This is a genomic window from Spirillospora sp. NBC_01491, assembly GCF_036227065.1.
In the GTDB taxonomy this organism is placed as follows: Bacteria; Actinomycetota; Actinomycetes; order Streptosporangiales; family Streptosporangiaceae; genus Spirillospora; species Spirillospora xylanilytica.
Genome location: NZ_CP109432.1, coordinates 1,002,218 through 1,019,780 on the forward strand (window position 1 = coordinate 1,002,218; position 17,563 = coordinate 1,019,780).

The window sequence follows — 17,563 nt, forward strand, 5'->3', positions numbered from 1 at the left end:
GCGGGTCACCGTAGGCGCGGCCGGCGACCCGCGGGTGAACCGCGGGGAAACCCCGGGTCAGGTGAAGGAGGCGACGGCCATCCGGACCGCGCGGTCGGTGACGGCGTCGAAGTCGTCGCCGGACTCGACCGCGGTGACGGCGGCGTTGACGATGCCCTGGAGCAGGTGCGCGGCGCGGCGGGGGTCGGGCTCGCCGAGCTCGGCGAGGGCCGCCTCGACGGGGCCGAGCAGGGCGCCGTGGGCGAGCGCGGCGCTGCCCGCGAGGGCGGCCGAGTCGGGCCCGCCCGCGAGCGCCTGCGCGACGCGGTGGCCGCCCGCGCGGACGACGTGGAGCTGGGCCCGCACGTAGGCGGCGATCCGCTCCTCGGGGGTGCCCGCCGCGGCCATCGCGGCGGCGATCGCGTCCACCCACTGCGGGACGACGGCGGCCACGACGGCGGCCAGCAGCTCGTGCCGCCCGGCGAAGTACTTGTAGACGCTGTTGCGCGCCAGGCCGGTGCGGCGGGCGACCGCGGCGAAGGTCACCGCGGCGCTGTCGCCGTCCTCCTCCAGCAGGGCGCGGGCGGCCTCGACGAGCAGCCGGCGCTGCCGCTCCCGGTGATCCGCGACCGTCGCGGCTTGGATCTTGGGCATCCGGACAGTCTACGGCGGGCGGTCCGGGCCGGACCCAGTTGGGGACGCGGCGTCCCTAACATGTATGTTGGCGACACCACGTCCCCAACTCTCCGCAAGGGTCCCACCATGTTCCTCGCGCTCCGCGAGCTGCGCGCGGCCAAGGGCCGCTTCGCCCTGATGGGCTGCGTCGTCGTGCTGATCGCCGCGCTGGTCGGCATCGTGTCCGGCTTCACCACCGGCCTCGGCGACGACACGGTCTCGGCGCTGCGCCGGCTGCCCGCCACCCATATCGCCTTCTCCGGCGACGCCCGCACCGACCAGTTCGCGCGGAGCCTGGTCGACTCCCGCACCGCCGCCGGATGGGGCGCGGAGAAGGGCGTCCAGGCCACCCCGATGGGGGTGTCGATCACGCGCGGCAGCACCGGCCGGGGCGTCCCGGTCGACCTGGCCGCCTTCGGCGTCGACCCCGGCTCCTTCCTCGCCCCGCGCGTCGAGTCGGGCGCCGGGCTGCGGCCCGGCGGCGACGGCGTGGTGATCTCCCGGCAGATCGCCGACGACGGCGTGCGGGTCGGCGACACGATCGTCATCGACCGGCTCGGGATCCGGCTGCCCGTGCTCGGCGTCACCGGCCGCTCGTCCTACGGGCACGTCCCCGTCGGGTACATGCCGCTCGGCACCTGGCAGCGGATCAGGTTCTCGGTCCCCGGCGCGGCCGGCGCCGGGGCCGCGCCGCCCGGCCAGTACAGCGCGGTCGCGCTGCGCGCCGGCGGCGGCGCCGCGCTCGGCGCCGCCGACGAGCGGCTCGGCACCCGCACCCTCGCCCGCGACGAGGCGTTCGCCGCCGCGCCGGGCTACTCGGGCGAGCGCATCACGATGAACTCGATCCTGCTGTTCCTGTACCTGATCGCGCCGCTGGTCGTGGGCGCCTTCTTCGCGGTCTGGACGGTCCAGCGGCAGCCGGAGCTGGCGCTGCTGCGGGCGCTCGGCGCGGCGCGGCGGCGGCTGCTGGCGCACACGCTGGTCCAGGCCGCGACCGTGGTGGTCGCCTCCACCCTCGTCGGCGCCGGGCTCGCGGCGGGCGCCGGGCTGGCGCTCGGCTCGGCCGTCCCGTTCAGCCTGCCGCTCACCACCCTGCTCGGCACCGTCGCCGCCGTCACCGCCGCCGGACTCGCCGGCACCGCCCTGACCCTGCGCCGCGTCACCTCGGCCGACCCCCTCACCATGCTCGGAGGCAACCGATGACCCTGCGTCTCGAGGACGTCACCGTCGTCCACGGCAAGGGCGACGCCGAGAACCGCGTGCTGGACGGCCTGGACGTGGAGTTGGCCTCCGGCGGGCTGACCGCCGTCGTCGGCCCGTCCGGATCGGGCAAGTCCACGCTGCTCGCCGTCGCCGGGGCACTACTGCGCCCCGCGTCAGGCCGCGTCCTGTTGGACGGCACCGACCTCGCCGCGCTGAATGACGCGCAGCGGGCCCGGATCCGGCGCGAGCGCATCGGCTACATGTTCCAGTCGGGCAACCTGCTGCCGAACTTCACCGCCGTCGACCAGATCCTCACCGTCGCCCACCTCACCGGCCGCCGTCCCGGACGGCACCGGGCCCGCGCCGAGGAGCTGCTGGAGGCCGTCGGCCTGGCGCACCGGCGCGGGCACCGGCCCGAGCAGCTCTCGGGCGGCGAGCGGCAGCGCGTCGCCCTGGCCCGCGCCCTGTTCCTGGACCCCCCGCTGCTGCTGGTGGACGAGCCGACGGCGGCGGTCGACCGCGGCCAGGCCGGGGCCCTGACCGGGCTGCTGGTCGAGACCGCCGAACGGCAGGACTGCATCGCGGTCGTCGCCACCCACGACCCGGTGGTCGCGGACGCCGCCGGACGCGTGGTGGACATGGCGCGCCTCACCGCCATGTCCACCTGAGCCGCACCCGCCCGGGCCGCACCCGTCCAGGCCGCACCCGTCCGGGCTGCACCCGGCTGGGGCCGTGCCCGGCGCTACCAGCGCATCCGGACCTCCTCGGCCCAGCCGAGCAGGCCGTCGACCTGGACGTCCTCGCCGGCGGCGGTGCGGATCCGCCCCGAGTAGCGGCCGAAGCACTGGTCGGTGCGGTTGGCGAGCAGGCCGGTGTCGATCCGGGCCGTCCGGTCGTGGAACGGGGCGAAGGTCAGGTCGACCAGCTCCGCGTCGGGCGTCCGGATCGTCCACGGGGCCAGCGGGTCGGCGAGGTCGTAGCGCCAGTCGAGCTCCTCGCCGATCTTGGTGAGCCGGCCGTCGACGCAGAGCGCGTTCTCGGTCGTGCCCGTCCCCTCGGTCCACCTCCCGCCGAGCTGGAGCCCGACGAGGCGTCCCCCGGTGCGCCCGGACGCGGCGCCCCAGTTCCAGGTGACGGCGCGCGGCCAGCGGCCCCGCCCGTGGTCCAGGACGCCCCACGCGTCCTCGCCGAACGCGTACTCCTCGGTGCCGATCCGGACGCTCCCGGAGGCCGGGCGCGCCGTGTGCTTGGAGGTGTACTGGAACCGGTCGTCGCTCCACGGCACCACCACGCTGAGCGTCTCGTGCCCGTCAGGCAGGCCGACCGTCAGGTCCGCCTCGACCGGCAGCCCGTCGGGGGTGACGCACCGCGCGCGCAGGCGGGTGCCGCCGGGCGCCTTCCGGATCGCGACGCGGACGCGCCCGCCGGTCGGGCGCTCCGGGCCGACCGTCACGTCGGCGCCGCCCGCCCCGGCGATGCGCTCGGGCAGGCTCACGCCGAGGGCGAACGGCGCGATCGCCGAGCGCTCGAACTCGCGTCCCCCGTACTCCAGGAAGTAGACGCTGCTGAGCGCCAGGTAGTCGAGGTCGCTCACCGTCAGCGCGATCAGGTGCCGGGGCGTGGTGACGCACCAGTACTCCCAGCGTTTCGTCCGCCCCCAGCCGCGCAGGTTGGCGCGGTGCACGGGCGACCGTGACCAGCCTGCGGCGGCCGGGTTCAGCCGCCCGTCCGGCAGGCACAGGTCGACCGGGCCGGTGATCTCACGCTCCGGCATCGCCCCTCCAGCCGCGGGGGTCGAGGCCGCCGGGGACGGGCGCGGACGGGTCGTAGGGCTCGCGGGTGAACACGAAGGTGTTCACGTCGAGGTGGCTCACCGTGCCGTCGGCGCGCCGGACGACGCGCAGGGTCTCCCCCTGGTGGTAGCCGTCCAGGCCCGTCCACGTGCCGTCGCCCTCGGGCCGGAACCGCCCGCCGGGCGCGCGCTTCGCGGACGGGACGAGCGACAGCCACCCGTCCGGGAGCAGCCGCAGCGTGTACGGTGCCGGGCCCCAGTACCAGGGCCCGGTCAGCGCGAGCAGCGCCGGATCGGGGTCGTCCATCGGCGTCCACTCGGCGGGCAGGCCCGGCTCCAGCTCGGCGACGAGGTGCACCAGGTCGGCGGCGAGGCCGCCGATGGCGATCCCGGCGGTGGAGTTGGACAGCACGACGGCGCCGATGCCCTCGCCCGGCTCGGCCCACACCGCGGCGCGGAACCCGGGCATCGAGCCGGTGTGCCCGGCCAGCCGCATCCCGCGGTCGCGCAGGAGCTGGATCCCGAGGCCGTAGCCGGAGGTCCAGGTCAGGGCATCCTCCACCACGGCGGGCTCGCGCATCTCGGCGATCGTGTCGGGGCCGAGCACCCCCCCGGTGTCGCCGCCGACGAACGCCGCCCAGCGGGCCATGTCGCCGGCGGTCGACCAGAGCTGCCCGGCGGGGGCCATCGCCGCGGCGTCGTGCTCGGGCTCGTCGAGGACGGCGTCGGCCCACGGGTGCACCGCGAGCCCGGCGGCGTGCGGCGCCTCGGGACGCGTGGTCGTCCGCGCCATCTCCAGCGGGCGGAGGATCTCCTCGCGCAGCGCGGTGGTCCACTCGGTGCGGCGCAGGACCGCCACGAGCTGCCCGAGCACCCCGAACCCGACGTTGGTGTAGTGGAACCGCCGCCCGGCGCGGTGCCGGACCGCGTCCTTGCCGAGTGAGGCGTTCAGGGCGTCCCACTCCCCTCCCGGGGTGCGTTCCCACCACTCGCCGGGCGGTTCGGCGGCGAGCCCCCCGCTGTGCGCCAGGAGCTGGCCGATCGTGCGGTCGCCCACGGCCGTGCCGGGCAGGTGCCGGTCGAGCGGGTCGTTCAGGTCGATCAGGCCCTCGTCGCGGAGCCGCATCACCAGCACGCCCACGAACGTCTTGGTGATGGAGCCGACGCGGTACTGGGTGCCGGCGTCGGGGGCCCGCCCGTCCACCCGGCCGCGCCCGCCCGACCAGACCGCGCGGCCGTCGCGCACCACCGCGGCCGACACCGACGGCGCCCGCTCCTCGGCCTGGGCCACCGCGATCCGCCTGAGCAGCGCGCGTTCGGTTCCGGGCAGCAATGACATCGTCGTCCTCTCGTTCGGCTCTCCTTGCCTTCGCGTTCTACCAGTACGGGGCGCGCAGTTCCCGCTTGTTCAGCTTGCCCATCTCGGTGCGCGGCAGTTCGGCGACGAAGTCGACCGAGCGCGGGCACTTGAAGTGGGTGAGGCGGTCGCGGCAGAACGCGATCAGCTCGTCCTCGGTGACCGCCCCGTCGCGGGCGACCACCACGGCCTTCAGCTCCTCGCCCATCTCCGGGTGCGGGACGCCGACGCAGGCGGCGTCGGCCACGCCCGGATGCTCGAACAGGACCTTCTCGGCCTCGGCCGGGTAGAGGTTCACGCCGCCCGAGACGACCATGTCGGAGAAGCGGTCGGTGAGGTAGACGAACCCGTCGGCGTCGACGTAGCCGATCTCGCCGAGAGTGAAGACGCCCGGCTCCAGGTGGGCGGCGGCGGTCTTGTCCGGGTCGCCCTCGTACAGGACGCCCCGGCCGGTGGGGTCGCGGAAGTACAGCCGGCCCTCGGTGCCGGCCGGGACCGGGTCGCCCGCCTCGTCCACCACGAGGGTCTCGAACGGCGGGACGGGCCGTCCGACCGAGCCGGGACGGGCCAGCCAGTCGGATGAGTCGATCACGGCGACGGTGCCGGCCTCGGTCGCGCCGTAGGCCTCGACGAGCACCGGCCCCCACCACTCGATCATGGCGCGCTTGACCTCGACCGGGCAGGACGATCCGGTGTGCGCGACGAGCGCGAGGCTGGACGGGTCGTACCGGTCCCGGACGGCCCGCGGCAGCTCCAGCAGCCGGACGAAGTGGGTCGGCACCATCACCGAGGCCAGGGGCCGCCACCGGTCGATCGCGCGGAGCACCCGCTCGGCGTCGAACCGGCCGAGCACCCCCAGCTCGTTCCCGGCGGCGAACGCGCGCACGCCGATCAGCGGGCCGGTGTGGTACAGCGGGCTGACGGCCAGGTGCGGGCCGAGCATCGTCAGGGGCTGCTCGCGGAGGGCCTCGACGTGCTCGGCGATCGTGCGGCCGCCCGCGAACATGTTGGGCGGCAGCGGGGCGCCCTTGGGCACGCCCGTGGTCCCGGAGGTGTAGAGCAGGTTGGGCCGCGGCTCCAGGTCGGACGGCGGCTCGGCGGGGGACGCGGCGGCGAGCACGTCCTCCCAGGGCTCGGCTCCCGGGACGTCCCGGCAGCGCCAGGCGATGACGCGGGAGATCCCCGCCAGCCGCGCGGCCTCCACCGCCCGCGCGGCGTTCTCCGGCCCGGTGAGCAGCAGGGCCGCCCGGGAGTCACCGAGGATGTAGGCGGTCTCGGCGGCGGTGAGGTGGAAGTTGACCGGCACCACCGACATCCCGGCCAGCAGGCCCGCCACGTGGGCGAGGACCGTCTCGGCGGAGTTCTCGGCGTACACCGCGACCCGCGTCCCCGGCCCGAGCGGCAGCAGCGCGTTCACCGCGCGGTTGAGCAGGTCGTCGGCCTGTGCCCAGGTCAGCTCTCTCCGCTCGTCCCGCAGGGCGATCTCACCGGGCCGGGACGCGGCGTTGGATGCGGTGGCGACGGCCATGGGCGGTCCTCCCGGAGAGCGTGTTCCACGTCACACCACCCAAGCACATCGGGGATCAGGAGTCCCGGCCCCACAGATACGCGCCGTAGCCCATCAGCAGCACGCCGCCGAAGGAGAACAGCGCCCTGACCCCGTTCCAGAGCGTCCAGCGCCCCGAGTAGTCCGACCAGATCCCGGCGGCCTCCGCGAGGTCGGACGGGACCTTGACGGCGTCCAGGTCGTTGTTCATCGGCACGTTGACCACGACGGTCGGCATGAAGGCGCCGACGAAGTACACCGCCGCCGCGGCGAAGAACAGCAGCGCGGCGGACTTCTGGCCCGCCGTCAGCAGCAGCACCCCCGCGATCACCGCCAGCACCGGCGCCAGCATGAAGGCGCCGAGGAACAGCGGGTTCTGGATCCTCTGGTTGATCGCCTGCATCGCGGCGATCGCCGACGTCGCCCGGGTCGCGTTCAGGCCCGGCATCACCCCGACCGAGAAGGCGAAGAAGGTGCCGGCCATCCCGGCGGCCATCAGGAACGACAGGGCCGCCGTGACGGCGGTGAGCGCGGATCTCATGGGCACGATGTCCTTTCGGAGTACTCAGGCGTTCCAGACACCGGTGGCCGCGGTCTCCCGCGCGTAGTCGGCGAAGTCCCGGGCATCGCGGCCGAGGGCGCGGCGCACGCCGTCACCGACCCCGGAGTTGCGGCCGTCGAGCACCGTGGTGAACAGGTAGGTCAGCAGGCCGGCGACCTCGGCGGGCACGCCGTGCCCCTCCAGCGCACCGGCGTACTCCTCCGGCGTCACCCGGACGTACCGCACGTCCCGCCCGGCGGCCCCGGCGATCTCGGCGACGGCCTCGGCGAAGGTGAGCGCGCGGGGGCCGGTCAGCTCGTACACCCGCCCGGCGTGCCCGTCCTGCGTCAGCGCCGCCGCGGCCACGTCGGCGATGTCGCCGGCGTCCACGAACGGCTCGGGCACGTCCCCGGCCGGGAGGACGACCTCGCCGCCCCGCACCGGGTCCAGGAGGTAGTCCTCGCTGAAGTTCTGGGCGAACCAGCTCGCCCGCACGATCGTCCAGGCGAGGCCGGACGCGCGCACGATCTCCTCGCACGCCCGCGCCTCCTCCTCGCCGCGCCCCGACAGGAGCACCACCCGGCGGACCCCGGCCGCCTCGGCGGCGGCGGTGAACGCCGCGATCGCGGCGGGGGCGCCGGGCGCCGCGAGGTCCGGGTAGTAGACGAGGTAGACCGCGGCGGCGTCGCGGAGCGCGGGCGCCCAGGTCCCCTCGTCGGTCCAGTCGAAGGGCCGGTCGGCGGTCCGGGAGCCGATCCGCACCGGGACGCCGAGGGCCTCCAGCCGCTCCGCCACCCGGCGGCCGGTCTTGCCCGTCCCGCCGAGTACCAGGGTCAGGCCGGTGTCGTTCGTGTGCTTGGTCATGCCCTCAGTCAACAGGCGGGCAGGTCGGGCCACCATCGCCGAGAAGCTCGCCACCATGTCCGAGCGTCTAGAGTGACGCGCATGGACGCGCTCGCCGATCTGCTGGACGGGCCCCGCGCCCGAGGGGCGTTCATGCTCCGCTCGACGCTCGCGCCGCCCTGGTCCGTGCGGATCCGGGACGAGGCGCCGCTCACCCTGCTGGTGATGGTCCGCGGCGAGGCCTGGATGCTGCCGGACGGCGGCCCGCCGGTGCAGGTGCGGCCGGGCGACATCGCGATCGTCCGCGGGCCGGGCCCGTACACCGTGGCCGACGACCCCGCGACGCCGCCGCAGGTCGTGATCCATCCCGGGCAGCACTGCACCACGCCCGACGGGGTGAGCCTCGCGGAGGCGATGGACCTCGGCGTGCGCGCGTGGGGCACCGACCCGGACGGGCCGGCCGAGATGCTCATCGGCACCTACCAGCTGCGCGGCGCGGTCACCCGGCGGCTGCTCGCCGCGCTGCCCGCGATGCTGGTGGTGCCCGGCGAGACCTTCGACTCGCCGCTGCCCGGCCTGCTCGGGCAGGAGATCGTCAAGGACGAGCCGGGGCAGGACGTGGTGCTCGACCGGCTGCTCGACCTGCTGCTCATCGCGGCGCTGCGCGCCTGGTTCTCCCGTCCGGGCGCCGCCGCGCCCGGCTGGTACCGGGCGCACGGCGACCCGGTCGTCGGGCCGGTGCTGAAGCTGCTGCACCGCGACCTGGCCCGGCCCTGGACGGTGGCCGGGCTCGCGGCCGAGGCGGGCGTCTCCCGCGCGGCGCTCGCGCAGCGGTTCGGCCGGTTGGTCGGCGAGCCGCCCATGGCGTACCTGACCGGCGTGCGCCTCGCGCAGGCCGCCGACCTGCTCCGGGAGACCGACGCCACGCTCGACGCGGTGGCCCGCCGGGTCGGCTACGGCGACGCGTTCGCGCTCAGCACGGCGTTCAAGCGCGAACGCGGCCTCAGCCCGCAGGAGTACCGCACGGGCGCCTCTGCCTGACCGGCGGCGAGCCGCCGCACCGGCAGTACGGCCAGCGCGGCGGCTCGGCGGCTCGGCGATCAGCCGGTGAGGCGGGCGGTGGAGCTGGCGGTGCCGCCTCCTCTCGCCTGGAACGCGACCGCGAGCACGCCGGTCGCGCCCGGGAGGGTCACCGAGCGGGTCCCGGCGCCCGCGACAGTGATCTTCTTGGTGCCGAGGACCTTGCCGTCCCAGACGTGCGCGTAGGCGGTGCCCGGCCCGGTCGCGCGGAACCGGAACGTGGTGGTCCCGCCGGAGACCGCGGGGCGGCCCACGATCCGGGCCGTGTCGGACGGCGGCGCGGCGGGCCCGCCCGCGAGCGGGATGCCGGTCCCGGCGGCCTGGACGATGGACTGCGGCGAGTTCACCGACGCCGCCGCGTCCGTCGGCATCACCGGCGGCGGGGCGGCGGTGGGCAGGCCGGGCGGCGGGGTATGGCCGGGCAGGGCGGCCAGGCCCCAGCGGTACGGGTCGCCCTGCACCCCGCCCCACGTGGACCAGCCGATCCGGGTCTGGCCGGTCTTGTCCCGGGTGTCGGAGTCGTAGACGAACAGGTCCAGGCCCATCCGCTCGGGGTCGACGGCGGCGGGCAGCGCCCTGAACGGGATCTCCGCCTCGACCGTGTAGCCGGTGTACGGCTCGGAGACCGTCGCCGCGACCCGCATGCCGGGCGCCGTCTCGGGCCCCGCGCCCTGGTGGTGGTCGGCGTCGCGCTCGAAGCACGGCCCGCCGTCCGACGTCCTCGGGAGGATCCCGGTCTTGAACGTGGTGGAGGTGTTCTCCGAGTCGCCGCGCGGGTCGATCCCGATCTCGACCGCGTCGGTGCGCCAGTGCCGCTTGCAGTCGTCGGCGCCGAGCACCGTGCCGGGCGTGTCGTCGCGCACGGCGACCAGCACGTGCAGCGCGTCATCGGTCCAGGTCACCTTGCCGGTGGCCGAGCAGTCCGCGGCCGAGCCGCAGGCCGTGCCCTCCCACAGGCGCGACAGGTCCAGTGCCTTGCCGGGATACTCGCCGGGCTCCTCCCTGCCGTCCACGGTGGGGGCGGCCGCGGCCTTGGGCAGCTCGGCCACCGGGACGAGCTCGAGCGCGCCCCGCTGCCGGTCGGGCGTGCCCGGACCGCCGGTCGTGGTGACGGTGACCGGGTAGTCGCCGCCGTCGCCGCCCGCGTTGGACGTCGGGAGCGCGGCGTCGGTGTTGGTCACGGTGAAGGTCACCGAGCCGGTCCTCCCGGCCGCCAGCTCGTACGGCCTGGAGGCGGGCGCGGCGGCGAAGCCCTTCGGCAGGCCCAGGGTGACGGTGCCCGACCGCGCCGAGCCGGTGGCGTTGGCGAGGTCGACGCGCACCTCGCGGGACCGGCCCGACCCGAGGGTCAGGACGCGCTTCACCCTGCCGGTCGTCGCGGGGAGCCCGGTGCGGGCCGCCCAGCCGTCGAAGTCGGCGACGCGGGGCAGCGGTTCCAGCGCGCCGGTGACCTCCGGCCTCACCTCCACGGACGTCGCCGTGCCGCCGCTCCCGCGCGCGCTCCGCAGCGCCCCTTCGATCCGGACGCGGCCGGGGCCCGCCGTGGCGGGCGGCCGGACGGTGAACGTGGCGGTGCGCTCCCTGCCGCCGCCGACCGTGCCGAGTGCGCCCGAGCCCGAGACCGTCCACCCGCGCGGGACCGAGAGCGCGGCCTTCGCGTCCGGCAGGGCCTTGGGCGAGCGGGCGTGCGCGGTCACCGTGAACGCGCCGCCGGCGGTGACGCCGAACGAGCCGGTGGTCAGGGAGAACCCGGTGCCGGCCGGGAGTCCCCCGGCGGCCGGGGCGAGCGCGCCCTCGAGCATCGCCGCCGCGTCCCGGTTCCCCGGGGTGAACGGCACCCGGCTGTGCGCCTGGGTGAAGTAGTCGCAGCCGATCTCGCCCGGATCGGACGGCGCGTCCGGGAACCCGCCCCAGCCCTGGCTGACGTACACCCGCTGCGCCTCGCGCTCGACCTGCGCCCAGGTCTTCCCGCCGTTGCGGGCGGACGCGCGCCCGCCCCACACCCCGTACACGACCGCGCCGGGGTCGTCCGGCGTGAACGCGCTCGCGCACGCGGAGCCGGCCGGCCCGGACGCGCCGCCGCTGGTGAACAGCCGTCCGGGCGCCCAGGTGCGCACGCCCGGCAGCACCCGGGGATCGGCGGCGGCGAAGTACGCCTCGGACGCGAGCCGGGCCGCCTCCTGGTGGTTGCCGTGCTGGCCGGGCAGCGGCGCGGGCTCCATCGTGACGATCACCTTGGGCCGGGTCTCGCGGACCACCCGCACGACCTTCTCCAGGGACGCGGCGTGGTCCCAGACGTCCTGGGTCAGCGGCGTGCTGACGGTGTAGTAGAAGTCGACCTTGTCGAGGTAGTGGACGTCCCGGACGCCGGCCTTCCCCACCGCGCGCCGCTCCTCGTCCTCGCGGAGCAGGCCGAGGGGCGGTCCCTCCTCGGTGCCCGCCGCGTTCCCGCCGCCCTCGCCGCGGGTGACGGTGAGCACGCCGACCCTGGCGCCCGCGTCCTCGCCCCACTGGCCGAGGGTCGAGAGCGATCCTGCCTCGTCGTCGGGGTGGGCGCCGACGAACAGCACGTCCAGCCGCCCGTCGCCGGTGTGCCGGGCGGCGGCCGGAGCGGGTGGCGGCGGGTCGGCCGCGCTCGGGGGCGCGGGAACGAGCCACGCGGCGAGCGCGGCGGCGATGACGGGTAGGGCGAGTCTCCTCATGAACGCTCCTGTGGTCGGTCCCTACTCCTTGATGGCCCCCGAGAGCATGCCCGCGATGAAGTGCCGTTGCAGGAAGAGGTAGACGGCCACGATGGGCGCCGCGATGATCAGCGCGCCGGCCATCAAAAGCGCGTAGTCGGTCTGGTGGCCGCCCTGGAAGAACGACAGCCCGAGCGGCGCGGTACGGACCCCGTCGTCGGCGTTGAGGATCACCAGCGGCAGCAGGAACTCGTTCCAGGTCCACATCGAGGTCAGCACGACCATGGTGAGGATCGCCGGGCGGCCCATCGGCACCAGCACCCGCCACAGCGTGGTCCAGCTCGACGCGCCGTCCATCCGGGCCGCCTCCAGCAGCGAGCGCGGCACGCCCCGGAAGTAGGCGCGCATCCAGAACGCGCCGAACGCCACCGACTGCGCGGTCTGCGGCAGGATCACCCCGGCGTAGGTGTTGTCCAGGCCCGCCGAGCGCAGGTCGAAGTAGAGCGGGACCACCACGGCCTCGGTCGGGATGGTCAGCCCGGCCAGGAACAGCAGGAACAGCGGGCCCGAGCCGCGGAAGCGCAGCGCGCCGAGCGCGTACCCGGCGGTGATCGACAGCAGCGTCCCGGCCACCACGGTGACGGTGCTGACGATCAGGCTGTTGCGCAGGTAGAGGGCGAAGTGGCCCTCGCGCCAGGCGTCCGCGAACACCCCCGGATCGGCGTCCGGGAGACTCAGCGCCGTCGCCACCACCCCGATCATCGGGAACAGCGCGATCACCGCGAAGACGACCAGGATCGCGTGGTTCAGCCACCGCTCGCGCGCGGAGATCACGGCGCCTCCCCCGGCCGGCCCTCGGCGAGCCGCCCGACGGCCGCGGTGACGGCGAACACCAGCACCGCCAGGGTGACCCCGATCGCGCAGGCCAGCCCGACCTCGCCGGTGTTGAACGCCCGGTTGTAGACCTCGTAGGCGGGGACCTTGGTCGAGTCGCCGGGGCCGCCCTTGGTGGTGATGTAGACCAGGTCGAAGTTGCGCAGCGCCGCGATCGTGGTCAGCGTCAGCGCGACCGCCAGCTCGCGCCGCAGGGCGGGCAGGGTGACGGCCAGGAACTCGCGCACCGGCCCGGCGCCGTCGATCCGCGCCGCCTCGAACAGCTCGCGGGGGATCTTCTGCACCCCGGCCAGGAACAGCACCATCGCCAGCCCGATCTCGACCCAGGTGCCGATCAGCCCGACCGCCGGGAGCGCGAAGGTGAAGTCGCCGAGCCAGCCGCGCGACCAGTCCGGCAGCCCGAGCCGGTGCAGCCCGCGCAGGACGGTGTTGACCGGGCCGTCCGCGGAGTAGACCCACTGCCAGGCGACCGCCACCGCGACCATCGCGACCACCTGCGGCAGGAACAGCACCGTGCGGAAGACCGCCAGCCCGCGCACCCGGGTCCGGGAGATGATCGCGACCAGCACGAACGCGATCAGGCACGGGACGATCGCGTAGAAGACGGCCAGGATCAGCGCGTGCCCGAACGCGGCGCGCAGGGACGGGTCGGTCAGCGTCTCGGCGTAGTTGGACAGGCCCGCCCAGGTCCCCGCGCTCACCCCGTCCCAGTCGTACAGCGAGAACCAGACGCCGCGGACGAGCGGCCAGAGCAGGAACACGGCGTACACCAGCAGCGCGGGCAGCACGTACAGCCAGCCGATGGTGCGCGGCTCGCCGGGCGGGCGCCCGTGCGGGGGGCGGGCCCGCGGCGTGCGGAGGCTCACTTGCCCTTCAGGAATTCTTCGTAGTCGCGCTGCGCGGCCTCCAGCGCCTTCTCCGGGGTGGTCCTCCCCGCGATCAGCTCCTGGAGCGGGCCGCCGAGGGTGTCGGCGAGGCCGGGGGTCGCGTAGTCGATGTACGGGGTGATCCCGTCGCCCTTGCTGAGCTCCGCCCACGCCGCCGCGACGTCCTTGGTCAAGGCGCCCTCGGGCCGCTTGGACGGGGCGGCGAGCGCGGGCAGGTTGCCCGTCTCGACCGACACGTCCATGGCCTGCGGTGAGGTGATGTAGTCGATGTAGGCGGCGGCGACGTCGGGATGCCTGGACTTGGAGGTGATCGAGAACGGCAGCGACTCGCCGCCCATCGTCGTCGGCGGCGCGCCCGCCTGGGCGGGCGGCGGCGCCATGAAGCCGGCCTTGGCGCCCATCTTCTTCTGGAGGTCGGCGGCCCACCAGTTCCCGCCGATCATGAAGACGCCCTGGCCCTTGGCGAAGTCGACCGGGGTGTCGTCCCACTTCACGGCGTTGGCGTCCTTGTTGAAGTAGCCCCGCTCGGCCCAGTCCGCGAGGGTTCGCGCGGCCTGGACGTTCGGGCCGTCGGTCCACTTCCCGCCCGTGCCGAAGATCAGCGACCGCACCGGGTCCTTCCCGGCGAGCTGGTCCTGGATCACCCCATAGGTCTGCATCGCCGGGAGCTTCTCCAGATTGCCGAACACGACGGGCAGCTCGCCCTTGCCCTTGGCGGCGGCGAGCGCGCGCTCGAACTCGGCCCACGTCCGCGGCGGCCCGATCCCGAGGCGGGCCAGCTTCTCGCGGTTGACGTAGATGCCGACGATCTCGCCGTTCAGCGACACACCGTACAGGTCGCCGGTGCCGATCGACCTGCCGTCGGGGCTGACGCTGTTGAGGTCGGTCAGGGCCTTGGGATAGCGCTTCCTCCACCCGTAGACCCGGTCGTAGGGGGTGAGGGGCAGCAGCATCCCGGCCTTCACGAACTGGCCCATCGACGCGTACCCCTGGTTGGCCTGCACGACGTCGGGCGGGTCGCCGCCCGACAGCGCGAGCCGCAGCGTCTTCTGGAGGTCGGAGAACGACCGGGCCACCCGGTGGATCCTCACGTTGGGGTACTTCGCCTGGAAGCCGGCGTTGAGCCGCTCGATCTGCGCGCGCTGCCCGCCCTGCACCTCCTGGTCCCAGACGGTGAGGGTCACCTGGCCCGCCTTGGCCACCTCGGTGCTCACCTCCGACGGCGCCCTGCCTCCGGGCCTGCCGCCGTCCGCCCCGGGCGCGCACGCCGCGGCGCCCGCCACCAGGACCGAGGCCGCGAGCAGCCTCCCAACCGGCTTCAGCATCTCCTACGGCTCCTTCCGAAGGGTCGGCTCGGCCCGGACGACCGTGTCGTCCGGCGCGTCGGGGATGAACGGGACGACGAAGGCGTAGTCGGCGAGCACCGACTCGGGGACCTCGCCGGACTCGCCGAACGCGGCGATCTCGCCCCAGCACGGGGAGCCGAGCGAGCCGCTGCGGTGCCGCACCGACAGCCCCGCGCACAGGTTGGCGAACCGCAGCCGCTCGGCGAGCGGGAGGCCCGCCAGGGTCGCGAACACGAACCCGGCGCCGAACACGTCGCCCGCGCCGGTCGCGTCGAGCGCCTCGACCGGCAGCGCCGGGGTCTCGGCCCGCTCCCCGGTCGCCGAGTCGATCGCCACCGCGCCGTCGCCGCCGCGCTTGACCACCACGACCGGGACCCGCCGGGCGAGCGCCGCCGCGGCGTCCTCGGGGCTGCCGGTCCGGGTGTAGGCCATCGCCTCGGCCGCGTTCGGCAGGAACACGTCCACGTGCTCCAGCCGGTCGAGCACGTCCGCCGACCAGGCCCCGGTCGGGTCCCAGCCGAGGTCGGCGAAGACCAGCGCGCCCGCGGCGCGCATCCCGGCCGCCCACGGCGGGACGGGCCGGTCGATGTCGACGAAGCAGGCCCGCGCCGCGGGCGGCGGCCCGTCCAGCAGGTCGCCGGCCGGGTGCGGGACGGGCCGCGCGAAGGTGACCATGCTGCGGTCGGCGGCGTAGGCCAGCGACACCGTCACCGGCGTGGACCAGCCGGGCAGCCGCCGGGACCGGCCGAGGTCGACGCCCTCCTGCTCGGCGAGGGTCCGCCACAGGTAGGAGCCGAACAGGTCGTCCCCGAACGGGGCCGCCAGCCCGACCCGCAGGCCGAGCCGGCTCATCGCGACCGCGATGTTGGCGACGCCGCCGGGCGCCGAGCCGAGGCCGTCGGTGACGACCTCGGTGCCGGGCGGCGGCAGGCCCGCCAGCCCGGTGAAGATCATGTCCATGAACACCGAACCGCTCAGGAACACGTCCAGGCCGCGCGCGGGAGCGCCGCCGTGCAGCAGCTCCCCCGCGGGCTCCCGTCCGGCGCACGGGTCGGCGAGCGAGGGTTCGGGCGGGCGGCCGGGGGCACCGGTCGGGGCCGCGGACGGCAGCGGGGGTGAGAACGGGGGTAGGGCCGGGGGCGGGGGGTAGGGATGCTCGACGTGGGTCTCGGTCACGGTCACGGCGCCTCCACACCGAGGCGGACATCGACGCCGGGAGCCTTTCCGGCGGTGCCGCCGGCCACACCTCCCGTACCGTCCTGTGATCAGATCTTGTCCGAATCCCCCGCCGTGGACGACCGAAGGCCCCGCGGACCGCCGCGGGGCCTTCGGCCGGGGTGTTACCGGTGTGACGGGACGTACATCCGCACGTCGTCCACCTGCGCCTTGCCCTCGTAGAAGTTCATGTGCGGGTCGCCGATGACGAACCGGTCGGGATAGGCCGATCCGGCGGGCCACACGTCACGGTCGGTGACCGTTCCGCCCGGTCCCTGCCACGTCCACTCGCCGTTGAACCGGCCGTCGTACTCGCCCGGCGTCTGGTTGTAGTGCCAGATCGGCTCGCCGTCCTGGACGAACGCGCGGGTGTAGCGGAAGGTGGCGCGGCCGGTGTGCGCGAAGACGCCCGACATCTCCATCGTGTAAGCGCCGTCCCGCCGCTCGACGGCGAACCGGTAGCTCTCCTCCGGCAGCAGCTCGGGCTTCAGGTCGACCTGGGACACGATCGCGCCGGCCTTGGCGAAACCGCACTCGCTCGGCATGAGGTACTCGGTGCCGGGCATCGTCGGGTAGCGGCGGTCGTCGGTCATGAAGATCGCGTTGACGCCGTTGCCGGTGCCGGCGGAGTACTGCTCGTACTGCTTGGTCGCGGGGTTGCAGTAGCGAAGCCCCGACCCCGCGTACTTGTAGCGGTTGTAGGAGTCCATGGCGACCTTGCGGTGCCCGTGGATGAACACGTTGTTGTGCGGCGCGGGCCGCTCGTAGTCCATGATCCCCAGGTAGTAGAACCCGTTGGAGTCGGTGCGGACGTCGGCCCACTCGCACTCGGGCCGGGAGAAGTCGCCGCCCGAGGCCCACGGGAAGTTGGTCTTGCAGCCCTCCGGCGAGTACCCGTTGACCCGCCCGTCGGGGTAGTCCCACGAGCCGTTGCGCTGCCCCCCGAAGTCGAGGCCGCGCAGGGTCATCTCCACCCGGTACTCGGCGGGCAGCGCCCTGGTCGAGCGGATGACCACCCCGCCCTGGTGGCCGGGCTCGTCCATCTGCGCGACGCCCCTGCGCGAGGTGAGCGTGGGCGCCCCGTCCGGACGGCCGTCGCCGTCGGTGTCGCGGGCCGCGAGCTCGGCCGTGAGCCAGCCGCCGTCCCCGAACGGGAACGACTTGCGGTAGGTGCTCATCTTCGCGAGCTGCTGCTTGAACGCCGGGCCGCCGACGGTCTCGAAGTAGGCACCGTCGTTGTCGTACATGTCGACGTCGTAGGGGCTGCCCGGCCCGTCGCCGTCGCTGAACCAGGGGGCCTTCCGGTCGTCCAGCGGCCGGTCGAACGACTCGGCGTTCACCAGCCGCCAGCCACCCGCACCTCCCGCGCCGTCCGCGCCGTCCGCCCGCGCCGGTGCGGCGCCCAGGGCCACCGGCAGCACCAGCGGCAGCGCCAACGCCACGGCACCCCTCACGATCCTTCTCATCCCGCCGCCTTCCTCACCGCGCTTCCGTCGCACGGACCTCAGCCGACCTGCGACGACC

15 protein-coding genes are annotated in these 17,563 nt (G+C 74.9%); 3 read left to right on the forward strand and 12 right to left on the reverse strand.

What is annotated here, in order from left to right; translation table 11 throughout:
- Window positions 1–57: 57 nt before the first annotated feature.
- Entirely contained in the window at window positions 58–633 is a 576-nt protein-coding gene (locus tag OHA34_RS04870) for a TetR/AcrR family transcriptional regulator (protein ID WP_285943004.1), read from the reverse strand.
- Between the two features lie 108 nt (window positions 634–741).
- Between OHA34_RS04870 and OHA34_RS04875 the strand changes: the two genes are divergently transcribed.
- Both OHA34_RS04875 and OHA34_RS04880 read left to right on the forward strand, forming a co-directional pair.
- Window positions 742–1,857, forward strand: coding sequence for an ABC transporter permease (locus OHA34_RS04875; protein ID WP_329520829.1), 1,116 nt, complete (start codon window positions 742–744; stop codon window positions 1,855–1,857).
- Window positions 1,854–2,525, forward strand: a complete 672-nt coding sequence (locus OHA34_RS04880) for an ABC transporter ATP-binding protein (RefSeq protein ID WP_329520830.1) — start codon at window positions 1,854–1,856, stop codon at window positions 2,523–2,525. The genes OHA34_RS04875 and OHA34_RS04880 overlap by 4 nt, the downstream gene beginning before the upstream one ends.
- A 74-nt stretch (window positions 2,526–2,599) precedes the next feature.
- Here the strand turns inward: OHA34_RS04880 and OHA34_RS04885 are convergent, their stop codons facing one another.
- Genes OHA34_RS04885 through OHA34_RS04905 form a run of 5 tightly spaced genes read right to left on the reverse strand, consistent with a single transcriptional unit; the run spans window position 2,600 to window position 7,957 of the window.
- Window positions 2,600–3,631 (reverse strand): DUF2804 domain-containing protein, encoded by a 1,032-nt coding sequence (locus OHA34_RS04885; protein WP_285943000.1) that lies wholly within the window; start codon window positions 3,629–3,631, stop codon window positions 2,600–2,602.
- The gene (locus OHA34_RS04890) at window positions 3,618–4,988 is read right to left on the reverse strand and encodes a serine hydrolase domain-containing protein (RefSeq protein WP_329520831.1); all 1,371 of its coding nucleotides are present in this window, start codon (window positions 4,986–4,988) and stop codon (window positions 3,618–3,620) included. The genes OHA34_RS04885 and OHA34_RS04890 overlap by 14 nt, the downstream gene beginning before the upstream one ends.
- A gap of 37 nt (window positions 4,989–5,025) precedes the next feature.
- Window positions 5,026–6,534 carry an AMP-binding protein gene (locus tag OHA34_RS04895; protein WP_329520832.1) on the reverse strand — a complete coding sequence of 503 codons (1,509 nt, stop codon included), beginning with the start codon at window positions 6,532–6,534 and terminating at the stop codon, window positions 5,026–5,028.
- Window positions 6,535–6,589: 55 nt separating this feature from the next.
- On the reverse strand, window positions 6,590–7,093 hold the full coding sequence (locus tag OHA34_RS04900; RefSeq protein WP_285942997.1) for an anthrone oxygenase family protein: 504 nt from the start codon (window positions 7,091–7,093) through the stop codon (window positions 6,590–6,592).
- A gap of 24 nt (window positions 7,094–7,117) precedes the next feature.
- Window positions 7,118–7,957: an NAD(P)H-binding protein gene (locus OHA34_RS04905; RefSeq protein ID WP_329520833.1), complete on the reverse strand. Its 840-nt coding sequence runs from the start codon at window positions 7,955–7,957 to the stop codon at window positions 7,118–7,120.
- 81 nt (window positions 7,958–8,038) lie between these two features.
- On the opposite strand from OHA34_RS04905, the gene OHA34_RS04910 reads away from it, so the two are divergent.
- Window positions 8,039–8,977, forward strand: a complete 939-nt coding sequence (locus OHA34_RS04910; RefSeq protein WP_329520834.1) for an AraC family transcriptional regulator — start codon at window positions 8,039–8,041, stop codon at window positions 8,975–8,977.
- Window positions 8,978–9,036: 59 nt separating this feature from the next.
- On the opposite strand, the gene OHA34_RS04915 is transcribed toward OHA34_RS04910, so the two are convergent.
- The 6 genes from OHA34_RS04915 to OHA34_RS04940 form a co-directional block, all read right to left on the reverse strand.
- A complete protein-coding gene (locus OHA34_RS04915) occupies window positions 9,037–11,718 on the reverse strand; it encodes a sugar-binding protein (RefSeq protein WP_329520835.1) in 2,682 nt (893 codons plus the stop codon).
- Between the two features lie 21 nt (window positions 11,719–11,739).
- The gene (locus tag OHA34_RS04920; RefSeq protein ID WP_285942993.1) at window positions 11,740–12,531 is read right to left on the reverse strand and encodes a carbohydrate ABC transporter permease; all 792 of its coding nucleotides are present in this window, start codon (window positions 12,529–12,531) and stop codon (window positions 11,740–11,742) included.
- Window positions 12,528–13,457 (reverse strand): carbohydrate ABC transporter permease, encoded by a 930-nt coding sequence (locus tag OHA34_RS04925; protein ID WP_329520836.1) that lies wholly within the window; start codon window positions 13,455–13,457, stop codon window positions 12,528–12,530. Before OHA34_RS04925 ends, OHA34_RS04920 begins: the two co-directional genes overlap by 4 nt.
- Window positions 13,454–14,803 (reverse strand): extracellular solute-binding protein, encoded by a 1,350-nt coding sequence (locus tag OHA34_RS04930; protein WP_329520837.1) that lies wholly within the window; start codon window positions 14,801–14,803, stop codon window positions 13,454–13,456. Before OHA34_RS04930 ends, OHA34_RS04925 begins: the two co-directional genes overlap by 4 nt.
- Window positions 14,804–14,806: 3 nt before the next feature.
- A complete protein-coding gene (locus tag OHA34_RS04935; RefSeq protein WP_329520838.1) occupies window positions 14,807–16,006 on the reverse strand; it encodes a PfkB family carbohydrate kinase in 1,200 nt (399 codons plus the stop codon).
- Between the two features lie 158 nt (window positions 16,007–16,164).
- Entirely contained in the window at window positions 16,165–17,493 is a 1,329-nt protein-coding gene (locus OHA34_RS04940) for a hypothetical protein (protein WP_329520839.1), read from the reverse strand.
- Window positions 17,494–17,563 lie beyond the last annotated feature (70 nt).